This is a genomic window from Methanobrevibacter filiformis (genome assembly GCF_001639265.1).
In the GTDB taxonomy this organism is placed as follows: Archaea; Methanobacteriota; Methanobacteria; order Methanobacteriales; family Methanobacteriaceae; genus Methanacia; species Methanacia filiformis.
On sequence record NZ_LWMT01000278.1, the window covers coordinates 1 to 11,815 of the forward strand.

Sequence of the window (11,815 nt, forward strand, 5' to 3'; positions counted from 1 at the left end):
AATAGATATTCAATGAAAAACATAGACAACAAATAAAAAAAACTACAAAAAATAATTTACAATCTAACCACAACTAAGAAAATTCACTGTCATCCATCAACTGAAAAATTAATTATTGCACAGCCAATCGAATTTAAAAAAGTAGATTTAAAAAAGAAATCTTATGATTATATTATAGATGATCTTATCAATAATCATCATTTCGATAGTATTGAAAAGAAATATTTAAGCAATATGAAAAGTATTGTGAAAAAAGAATACACTGAAATATTGCGAATCAAACTATTTGAATCTGTATTTTCTATAATTCCTTGCTTATTAAAGTTAAATCATTTGGATGATATCAAGGGGCTTAAAAAACATATTTTTGTTGATTGTAATTTAAAATTTATTTTTGTTTCAAATATAAATAAACCACTATCTAAAAGTCCTAATATTTCAAATAAATATGCTTACACCAGACATCAAAGCTTAAAAGATGCAGTAAAATCATTAAATAGGATGAAACACGAACCATTTAATGAAATTGTTCTTTGTGACGAAGATGATTTCAAAAATAGCTATCTAACTAAATTTAAAAGATATAAATAAATACATTGAATAATTATTTTAATTGTATACAAAACTTATACAACAATCTAGAAATAAAAGTTTTAGTTTTAATAATGATTTTGTCTATAGTGATGTAATGGAAATATCAGAAATAAAAGTTTTGATAAGAATTAGTTCAGTGTATTTCTTTATTAAATGAATGATACTCATCAATCATATTAACGTTTAATGATTTAAAACTCAAATATATCTCATTACCTTTTTTAAGTTCTAAAATTTCTGCTGAACTTTTTGTTAGTAGTCCTATAAATTCAAATCCATTTACATCTACTTTAACCCAGTAATTGGGACCTGATTCTATAAATCCTTTGATTGTTCCTTTTAATTGGTTTCTTGCAGATGATTGGAATTTTTCATTTGAAAATATTATGCTTTCTGGTCTAATAGCTATTAGAACATTTGAATCAAAGTTTATTTCATCAAATGTTTTGTCTTCAGGATATATTTTTTTAAGACACTGTTTATCTGAGCTTGTTATTACTAAATTCTTATTTAATTCTATTTCAGCTGCATCTTTATTGATTTCTATTATTTTTCCTTTGAATATATTTTGAACTCCAACAAAATCTGCAACAAAACTGTTTTCTGGTCTTGAAAATACTTCTTCAATGGTTCCCCACTGATGAATTTTACCTCCTTTCATTACTCCTACCTTAGTTGCTAAGTTCCAGATGTCATTAAAGTTGTGAGTTACATGTAAAAATGTTGTATTATAAGAGCTTGCTACCTCTTTAATCAAAGTTGTTAACTTAGCTTGTGTTGAAATATCTAATGCTGAGAAAGGTTCATCCATTAGAACTATTTTAGGTTTGACTATAAGTGCTCTTGCAAGGGATGTTCGTTGTGCTTCGCCTCCACTTAATGTGGCAATATTTCTATGGAGTAAATGATCTATTTTAAGTTTAATAGCTATATCTGTAACTTTTTGATCTATTTCCTCTTTATTAAAATCTTTTTTTATCCCATAAGCTATATTTTCATAGACATTCATATGTGGAAATAGTATATTGTCTTGATAGACTATACTTATGTTTCGTTTTTCAGGTGGGAGATTGTTTAGTAGTTTTCCATTGAGTTTCACCTCTCCACTTTCTGGACTGTAAAAACCTGTGATTGTTTCAAGTAGAACGGATTTTCCTGAGCCTGTTGGACCAATTAGTACTAAATATTCTCCTTTTTCAATAGCTAAATTAATATTATCTAATTTAAATTCTCCGAGATCTACGCATAAGTTTGTAACTTCTAAATACATTCATATTTCTCCTTAAAAACTTTCTTGTGTACTTTCGGCATATTTTTCCATAATCACAATTGTAATTATAGATATTATCACAAGTAGGATTCCTGCTGTAATAGCTAAATCAATATCTCCTGTTGAAAGGTGAAGATACATTGAAACTGATAATGTTTCTGTTTTCATCAGTATTCCTCCTCCAACAAAAAGTACTGATGCAAAAGTCCCAATACATCGAGCTAGTGCTATAATTGATGTTGTAATGATTCCTCCTTTTGCAAGTGGAAGGGTTATATTAAAGAAAGTACTGGATTCGCTGTAACCTAAGCTTCTTGATACAAATTCATATCGAGGGTCAATATAGGCAAATGTAGAGTACATTATTCTTGTTGCATAAGGGAATGCTATGAAAAATTGAGCTATTATTATTCCTAAGCTATTAAATACTAGTACTATTCCTATATTTTCAAGATATTCTCCGATTCCATTAGATCCAAGGAACATTAAGAGAGCTATACCTACAACTATTTCTGGAAGTGCTATTGGAAGGTCAAGAACAACTTTGAACAGTGATTTAAGTGGGAAATTATACCTATTTAGTGCATATGCTGTTGGGATAGCAAATATCATTACAATAGCTGCAGATATTATGGATGTGTAGATAGTTAAAGTTATTGCATAAATCATATTTTCTGATAGCAGTGCATTTATGAATCCTTCATAACTTGGGATTAAAAACATACTTCCAATAACTAAAAAGAACATGGAAGTTATGAGTATGGTTATAATAATGAATCCTAATTCAAATTTAGATCGCATTTAAATTCCCTAACTTTATTTCATAATATTAATTAATATATTAATAGCTATTTTATTAAATTAAAAAGTTTAAAAATTAGAAAGAAAAAAATTAAAAATAGTAATATAATTTATGGATAGTTTTCTTAAAATCATATATTAAAATCAATATATGTATTGAATGTAGTTTTAATAATAACTTAAAAACTAATCAATGTGTTTATTGTGATTATTTATATCTCAAAACCCCATTTTTTCCATATTGTTTTTCCTTCATCTGATGATAAGAAATCAGATAATTTAGTTGCAGCATCTTTATCTTCTGCAAAAGTTGTTACTCCTGTAGGGATATCACTGATTATATTTTGCTCTTTTGGTATTTTAACAACATCTATTTTACCGTCTCCTTCTTTCCAAGAGGTCATATCTTCCCAAATGATTGTTGCATCTAATTGTCCTGTAACCATGTAAGTTAATAGCTGATTAACTGTTGTACTTGTAACCACTACATTTTTAGTAACATTATCAGTTAAATTATTCTTTTCAAGGATTTTAGCTTGTGTTTTACCAATAGCTGGACCAGTTGCTTCACCTAATCCTACTTTTACTCCAGATTTGCTAAGGTCTGCTAAGGTCTTTATTCCCTTTGGATTTCCTTTTTCTACTATGATAACTGGGACATTTTTGGTAATATTTGTCACAGTATTATTTTCAATATAGCTATTATTTATAGCATCTTCCATGTATTTATAGTCTGCAGGCATAAATACGTCCCCTTTTTTCTGAGTCTCAAGTATTGCAAATAAGTCTCCACTTCCTGCATATTTAACTTCTACTTTTATATTTGGGTACTTTTTATTAAACTCTTTAATTAACTCAGGACCAACTTTACTAAACCCTGCTCCTGCAAGTAGATAAACAGTGCCTTCTTCACCGCTTCCTCCACTTAAGGATCCACTTGCATATAATCCTACAATTGCAACAGCTATTATAATTATAATACCTATTCCTATAATATTTTTATTTGCCATTAATTCACCTTTTTAAATAACTAATATTTAATTGATCACTATTAATAATGTATAATTATAATTCATAGTATGACTATATAAATGTGTTGATTATATTCTCTTAAAATTCTTTAAAATAAAAATAAACAATAGATTGTAGTTAATATTCAATATAATTTATCATTGTTCATGATTATTTAAATAGTTCTTATTAATAATAGCTATTTTAAATATCTAAGAACAATAGCTATTCAATAAAAGTTAAAATAAATTAAAAATATAGGGGTAATTAAATTAAAAATAATGGTCATTTTAATTGTAAAACTAATTATAATGTTTCCATATCTGATAATTTAGCTATTCCTTCAATAGCTTTTATATTAATATCTATTCCTTTTTCTTTAATTGCAGCTATTGGGTTTAATCCTCCTCCAGTAATTATTCCAAAGTTGTAATTATCTACTTTAGCATTGTATACGAACTCTCTTGGTTTTCCTATTTTGTATATTGGTAATTGTATTTCTTCTATTTTTGAGAGTATTTCTTTTGTTTTGTCTCTTGCAATATTTGGAACTTCTTTTAAAGATGCTAAAACTATATTATATCCAGTTTCTACTTTAGAAACTGAGGTCATATTTTTAAATATAAATATTTCATGAGGATCTATTGATGAGCCATTATATGAAATCAGTTCTATGAATTCTGGATTTGGTTTTAATTCTAGTAATCCTCCGTATTTTGGAGTGGACATTATTCCATTATTTATAAGTATTCCATCTACTGATAGACTACAGATAGTTTCTATTCCTATTTTGTTTTTATCATTTGTTTCAATTATCCTGTAATATGGGCTTGTATTAATATCTAAATCATTATATACTTGCCCCATTATTTCAATAGCTTCTGGAATGTCTTCTTTTTTAAGGTATGAAATATTTGTAATCAAATCTCCTCTTTGGGTTTCAATATTAAAGTTTACTTTTTGCATTAAATTCCATGCTTTTGTAAGGACGAATTTTGTTTTCGGGTGACTCTTATTTTGTGGATCTGGCTTTATTGTTTCTTTTGATTTAACTATTGGTTTTAGTTGATTCAGAGGGATTATTTCCTCACCTAATTTAATTTCAACCTCATGTCCTGATTCTTTTGCTGCACATAATGGAGCTATTCCACCAATAATAGCTATTCCAAACATATCTTCAGGAACAGGAACTCCTAAAACTTCTTCTCCACTTTTACCAACAGCTATTGTTCCACCAATCTTGGATTTTTTCAAATTCTCAAGTATTTTTAGTGTTTGAGGTTTACCAACTTTTGGAACAATTCTAAGGTTAGCTGGTAACATTCCATTTCCAGTTCTTGCTATTTTTAGTACTGAAGTCATATTATCGGAGATAAATGCTTCAATTGGAGTGATGGATGTTTGTTTATATGAAATCAGTTCTTTAAATTTTATCGGATGATAATTTTTCACTTCTAAGAGTCCACCGTACTTTGGAAGTGATGGTATTCCTTCTTTTAGAAACATTCCGTCTATGGTTGTTCCACATATGGTTTTCATTGTTAAAATATCTTTTCCATCAATCTTCTCTTGTTTCATATCTACAAGTGGACTAACAGCAAGTCCTGCTTCGAAAGCTTCTTTTATTACATCCAATGCTCCTTTTTCCACTTGGAGTTCTGATGAATTAACTATTACATTTCCTTTTTGTGTTTTATAATCAAAATCTGTTTGATATATCATTTCTTCAAATTTTGAAAAGATGAAATCAACTTGATCATAAACTAATGCTTTGTCTAATTCTTTTTTACCCAATGCCGTGATTTTTCTTCCAGAATATCCCACACGTTCAGTTAAACCTTTTTCATCTAAGATTTTCATATGGTATCTAACAGCACGTTCTCCTAAGTCAAATCCTTTTTTATTTAACTCATCTGCAATGATTTTAGAACCTATTATTTTATCATGTTCTTCTAATATTCTAAGGATTTCTATCATTTTGTGTTCTGATTCTGTCATAAAATTACCTATGATCTAATCTTAAGCTATTACCTAATTAATTATCCTCTTACATTTAAGATTCATTTGTTTTAAAAATCATATTTTATAATCTAATAACTATTATATTATTAAGTAACTATTTAACTATTTTAGGGATCATTAATTAGTAATCTATATAGCATTAAATAACCATTAAATAATATTTATCATATTTAATAACTATTATTTAATACTTAATTAATTTATATTTACTTAATTTATATCTAGTTAGATATTTAAAATGAAAATTAAAAGGATTAATATTAAAATTAATCTTTTAATTTAATATATTACTTAATTAAATTCCTATATATAAATTAAATTCCTATATATTTCCTTTGTTCATATCCAAATACTTGGATTCTGTATTCGTCCCATTCAGCTTTTTTGAGTTTTAAGAATTGCTCGCTGATGTGATCACCTAATGCTCCTTTAATAACAGGATCTTCTTCAAGTGCATGGTATGCTTCCCAAAGGCTAGAGGGGATTAAACCAATTTCACGCTTTTTAAGGTCTTCTTCAGTTAATTTATAAATGTTAACTTCAGTAGGTTCACCAGGGTCAATTTTATTTTCAAGTCCGTCTAAACCAGCTTCAAGCATAGCTGCAAATGCTAAGTATGGATTACATGATGGATCAGGACATCTGTATTCTATTCTGGTTCCTTTTCCACGTGCTGCAGGAATTCTAATTAATGCAGATCTGTTTTTTAAACCATATGCTTTGTATACTGGAGCTTCGTATCCTGGAACAAGTCTTTTGTAGGAGTTTACAGTAGGTGCTACAATTGCAGATAATGCTGCGGAATGTTTTAATATTCCTCCCATAAAGTACATTGCTTCTTGAGATAATCCATTTTCACTGTTAGGATCAGAGAAGAGGTTTTCGCTTCCTTTAAATAAGCTTTGGTGACAGTGCATTCCACTACCATTTTCTCCGAAGAATGGTTTAGGCATAAATGTTACTTGATAGCCAATATTATCTACTATGGCTTTAATAGCTTGTTTGAATGTTATTACAGCATCTGCTGTTTTTAATGCTTGGTCAAACTTAAATGCTAATTCATTCTGACCTGGAGCTACTTCGTGATGACTTCCTTCAAGTTCAAATCCTAATTTTTCAAGATCCATAACTAACTGTCTTCTAAAGTCGGTTCCTTGATCTACTGGTTCAACATCAAAGTATCCTCCATTGTCAATTGGATAGTAATTTCCATCGTCATCTTGGTCAATAATAAAGAATTCTGGTTCTGGACCTATATTGTAACTGTACCCTTTTTCATCAAGTTTTTTTAAGGATTTTTTCAAGATACTTCTTGGATCTCCTGCAAATGGTTCTCCTTCTGGTGTGTATATGTCACAAATTAATCTACCTGCACCAGATTCTTCTGGTCTCCATGGTAGTGGGGAAAAAGTTTCTGGATCTGGTTTTAATATGAGATCACTTTCATGAATTTCTACAAATCCCTCTACTGATGATCCATCAAATAGCATTCCATCTGCAAATAAATCTTCGATGTCCTCAGGTTTTCCAAGTGACACTGCTATGTTTTTTGGAGTACCGTGAATATCTACAAATTGCAATCTTATAAATTTTATATTTTTTTCTTCAATTTCTTTTATTACATTTCCTACAACATCTGTCATGGAATCTATCTCCATAGTACTATTTTATTGATTCTAAAATAATTTATATATCAAATAAACTATTAATTAATCTAAGATATTTTATTAAAATTTGCATGATTTATTCCATATTAATCAATGATTTAAGTATAATAATTTTAAAAATTTTAATATGATAAAATATATTATTTTTTTATAATAATTAATTTTTTAAAATTTAAATTCATTAATATTTATCACTATTTAATAAAATTCAAAGAAATAATTCTTCATCGGAAGTATGTTTCCAACTAATGGTATATAAATCTTTTTAAATGCAAAGTAGGATTATAAATAAAATTTAATAAAAGTAGCTATTTTAAGATTTAGCTTAATTTAAAATCTAATTTAAATTTGCAATGGCTAAATTAAGACTCAAATAGATTTTTAACTTTTTCAAGTTCTTCAGGAATGTTTATCATTTGTGTGCAATGTGGGGTGCATTTTCCACAGTTTATACAGTTAGATGCTAAACTTTCCTCTTTTATTAATGAAAAATATTGCATAGCACTTGCTTCAGGGTTATCTAACATCATAGCTATATTATATTCTTTAAAACAATTTGGAATATCTACCTTTTCAGGACATGGCATACAATAGCCACATTGAGTACATCCATTGGCTTTTTTCTTTTTATATGCAAGTGCAACTTCTTTTATTATTCCTTTTTCCTCATCACTTAAAGTATTGGGATATCCTGTATTCGCAATAGCTATATTTTCTTTAACTTGTTCAAGTGAACTCATACCACTTAATACCACATCGACATATTCCATATCATAGAGATATTGGAAAGCCCATTCTAATGGAGTCCTCTTTATTGGAGATTTGTCCCAAATATTCATAATATCTGCTGGAATGTTTTCTACAATGTTTCCTCCTCTAAGAGGTTCCATAACAATATTACCTACGTTCTGGGATCCAATATATTTTAAACCTTCGAGACCACTTTGATAATTCTCATCAAGATAGTTCATTTGGGTTTGAGCAACGTCCCATTCATAATGGTCCATTACCTCAAGAAGTAGATCGAATTCATCGTGAAATGAGAATCCAACATATTTAACTCTCCCATCACTTTTTATATTATCTAAAAATTCAGCAAGATCTAATTCTTTGAAAAGGTTCCAGTAGTCTTGGATAATAGTGTGGATTAAGTAGAAATCTATTTGATCCACACCTAACTGTTTAAGTTGAAGGTCAAGATAATATTCCATATCTTCTTTTTTTTCAATAATCCAACTTGGTAGTTTAGTTGCAAGTAATACTTTTTCTCTGTATCCTCTATTTAAAAATTCCCCTATAAATGGCTCACTTTGACCAGGCTCAGTTGTTGTAGCACTATGATATGGAAAACCAGTATCAATATAATTAACTCCATTTTCAATAGCATACTCTAACATTTTATTTGATTCTACTTCTTCAATCTGATCAGGTTTTCCACCTATGGTTGGAAATCTCATTGCTCCAAACCCTAAAATAGATACTTTTTCTCCAGTATTTCCAAGTTCTCTGTAAATCATTGTAACTACTCTTCTATTAATTAGTTGGTTATATTTAATATATTCCTAATAATATTTCTATTATTATAATGTTATATTAATTATTTAATAATATTCATAATATTCATAATAATTAGTTTAAGTTTGTTATTAATATTAGTTAATTAATTAGATAATATTGATATAAATTTATTATATTAATTTTAAGTTTAATTTAAATAGCTATTAATAACTTTTAGGTTTATAATAATTAAAATGAGTTTAAATAATCAAGTTAAATATAATCAACTTTAATATAATCAACTTAAATTTAAATAATTTAAATTAATATTAGAATATTAATTATATTTTAGAAATACTTATATTTAGTACTTATATTTAGTTGAAATAATTGAATTAGATATAATTTAGAAATTAGTAAGTATAAATTTAAAGTTTATAGATTTTTAAAATTAGCAAAATTTAGTATATGTAATGAATATATTGTAAATATAAAATCAATTAGAACTAATAAATAATTAGAATAAGAATTAATAATGGGTTTTTCCTGGGATACATAATATGCCGGGGGCGGGATTCGAACCCGCGACCTCACGGTATCCCAGGAACCAGTTAGAGCTAAACTAAATACCCTATGAGCCGTGCGCTCTAACCAACTGAGCCACCCCGGCACACTATTTAATTTCATGTTTTCATATCATTTAAAGTTTTCTATTGATGTACATCTTAATTATTATAATTTATATAATTTATATGAATATTAACATGATTTAAATTAATATGTTGGTAAATAATAGCTATATGAATATTAACATGATTTAAATTAATATGTTGGTAAATAATAGCTATATGAATGTTGTTTATATTTAAGAATATAATAACATATTTAATAGTATTAATTATAACTTAATATTAATTTTACAATTAAATTACACAATTTTAACATTAATTTAATATTTGATAATAAAATAATTCATATTATTTAAAATTTTATTAACTATTAATTACATACATAGCACTAGTATATTTTTGATTAAGACTTATATCACTTAATTAAAAAATTTGTATGAATAATAGATATTAAATAGTTTATTATTGATTATAATTTGAGTATACTTTGTATAAATTAATATTAATATGTATTACTAAATTTTATGTTATCTGTGATTGTTATGAGTAATGTTAAGGATATGTCACTTGCTGACGAAGGAATAAGAAAAATTAATTGGGTTCAAAAACATATGCCTGTTCTTGAACATATTAAAAAGCAATTCGAAGAAGAAAAACCATTTGAAGGTATTACTATAGGATCATGTCTTCATTTAGAGCCTAAGACTATAAATTTAGGTTTAACACTACAAGCAGGTGGAGCTGAAGTGGCTATGACTGGTTGTAATCCATTATCTACTCATGATGATGCAACAGCAGGTGGAGCAGCACTTGGTCTTAACATGTATGGTTGGAGAGAAGAAACAGAAGAAGAGTATTACAAGACAATAAATCAAGTTCTTGATCATAAACCAGATGTCATTATTGATGATGGAGCAGACATGATTTTAGTTCTTCATCAAGAAAGAAAAGAACTTTTAAGTAAAATTCAAGGTGCATGTGAAGAAACAACTACTGGTGTTCATAGGTTACAAGCTATGCATAATGATGGTGCTTTAAAGATTCCATTAATAGCTGTTAATGATGCATACACTAAATATCTCTTTGATAATAGGTATGGAACTGGACAATCAACATTCGATGCTATAATGGGAACAACTAACATGTTAATAGCTGGAAAAAATGTTGTAGTTGCAGGTTATGGATGGTGTGGTCGAGGTGTTGCATCACGAGCTGATGGGCTTGGAGCAAATGTCATAGTAACAGAAGTCGATCCAATAAGAGCACTTGAGGCACGAATGGATGGTTACAGAGTAATGAAAATTAGTGAAGCTGTAAAACATGCGGATTTAATTATAACTGTAACAGGAAATATCAATGTTATAAGTGGAGATGACTTTAAAAACATGAAAGATGGCTGTATGTTAGCTAATTCTGGACATTTCAATGTAGAAATCAATAGACCTGATCTTGAAAGTCAATCAACATCTGTAAGTGAAGTAAGAGAAAGTATTGAAGAATTTGTCATGAAAGATGGAAGAAAAATATATTTACTTGCTGATGGACGTCTTGTGAACTTAGCAGCAGCAAGAGGACAAGGACATCCTGCAGAAATAATGGATTTAAGTTTTGCAGCTCAAGCATTATCCGCTAAATATATAATTGAAAATGATCTTGAAGTAGATGTTATTAAATCTCCAGATGAACTTGATTATGAAATAGCTGGATTAAAATTAAAAGCAATGGGCATTGAAATAGATGACCTAAGTGATCGCCAAAAAGTCTACTTAGCTGATTGGCAGGAAGGAACTTAAGAGAAAAAGAACTTGTTTTGCCTATTTAAATTCAATTTCTTAAATTAGATATTGTAAATAGGAAAATTGTTTTTATTTTAAAAAATAGTGTAAATGTGGGAACTAATTATGTACTGTACTGCTTAGCTATTTTATGTAAATAATATGTTTGATAATTTTACTTAGAATTAAAAAATAGTCAATAATTTTAGTATGATTTATGTAAATAATGTATGAAATTAGTTTCTCAATTATAACATTTAAATACACTGATTTCGCAAAATAGAAAATTTTGCAAAATCTCCTTATATGTCATTTAATCAGACTAAACATATTATGGTGAGAATTGAGAAAATTTTATTTCTCAATTCAATGTATAAATATTAATTTTTTGTTTAAAATGATGGGAAAATAGGTGAAATACCCACAGCTGTTAAGTTAAGGATTTTTCATGTTAGATATGTAGTGTGTAATGTTGTGATGTTTTTTGTTTATATTCTTATTTTTCTTTTAGCATGTTTTTTATTCTTGATATTGTTAGTCTTGTGTGTC

Annotated in this window: 8 protein-coding genes and 1 tRNA gene; 2 read left to right on the plus strand and 7 right to left on the minus strand. The window is 27.9% G+C overall.

Translation table 11 applies throughout. From position 1 onward, the window contains the following. The first annotated feature begins 234 nt into the window (after window positions 1-234). A complete protein-coding gene (locus MBFIL_RS09160) occupies window positions 235-591 on the plus strand; it encodes a hypothetical protein (protein ID WP_066973794.1) in 357 nt (118 codons plus the stop codon). Between the two features lie 136 nt (window positions 592-727). On the opposite strand, the gene MBFIL_RS09165 is transcribed toward MBFIL_RS09160, so the two are convergent. The 7 genes from MBFIL_RS09165 to MBFIL_RS09195 form a co-directional block, all read right to left on the minus strand. Continuing rightward, window positions 728-1,864 carry an ATP-binding cassette domain-containing protein gene (locus MBFIL_RS09165; protein ID WP_066973796.1) on the minus strand — a complete coding sequence of 379 codons (1,137 nt, stop codon included), beginning with the start codon at window positions 1,862-1,864 and terminating at the stop codon, window positions 728-730. A 12-nt stretch (window positions 1,865-1,876) separates the two neighbouring features. Further along, a complete protein-coding gene (locus MBFIL_RS09170) occupies window positions 1,877-2,665 on the minus strand; it encodes an ABC transporter permease (protein ID WP_066973798.1) in 789 nt (262 codons plus the stop codon). A 212-nt stretch (window positions 2,666-2,877) separates the two neighbouring features. Beyond that, the gene (gene modA, locus MBFIL_RS09175; RefSeq protein WP_066973800.1) at window positions 2,878-3,675 is read right to left on the minus strand and encodes a molybdate ABC transporter substrate-binding protein; all 798 of its coding nucleotides are present in this window, start codon (window positions 3,673-3,675) and stop codon (window positions 2,878-2,880) included. Window positions 3,676-3,982: 307 nt separating this feature from the next. After that, the gene (locus MBFIL_RS09180) at window positions 3,983-5,674 is read right to left on the minus strand and encodes a DUF128 domain-containing protein (RefSeq protein WP_066973802.1); all 1,692 of its coding nucleotides are present in this window, start codon (window positions 5,672-5,674) and stop codon (window positions 3,983-3,985) included. Window positions 5,675-6,012: 338 nt separating this feature from the next. After that, window positions 6,013-7,341, minus strand: a complete 1,329-nt coding sequence (gene glnA / locus MBFIL_RS09185) for a type I glutamate--ammonia ligase (protein ID WP_066973804.1) — start codon at window positions 7,339-7,341, stop codon at window positions 6,013-6,015. A gap of 386 nt (window positions 7,342-7,727) precedes the next feature. Further along, window positions 7,728-8,882 carry an aldo/keto reductase gene (locus tag MBFIL_RS09190; RefSeq protein ID WP_066973806.1) on the minus strand — a complete coding sequence of 385 codons (1,155 nt, stop codon included), beginning with the start codon at window positions 8,880-8,882 and terminating at the stop codon, window positions 7,728-7,730. Between the two features lie 541 nt (window positions 8,883-9,423). Continuing rightward, a tRNA-Met gene (locus MBFIL_RS09195) sits at window positions 9,424-9,532 on the minus strand. A gap of 501 nt (window positions 9,533-10,033) precedes the next feature. Here MBFIL_RS09195 and MBFIL_RS09200 point away from each other — a divergent pair. Next, complete coding sequence (locus MBFIL_RS09200) at window positions 10,034-11,284, plus strand: adenosylhomocysteinase (RefSeq protein ID WP_066973808.1); 1,251 nt, start codon at window positions 10,034-10,036, stop codon at window positions 11,282-11,284. The last annotated feature ends 531 nt before the right edge of the window (window positions 11,285-11,815 follow it).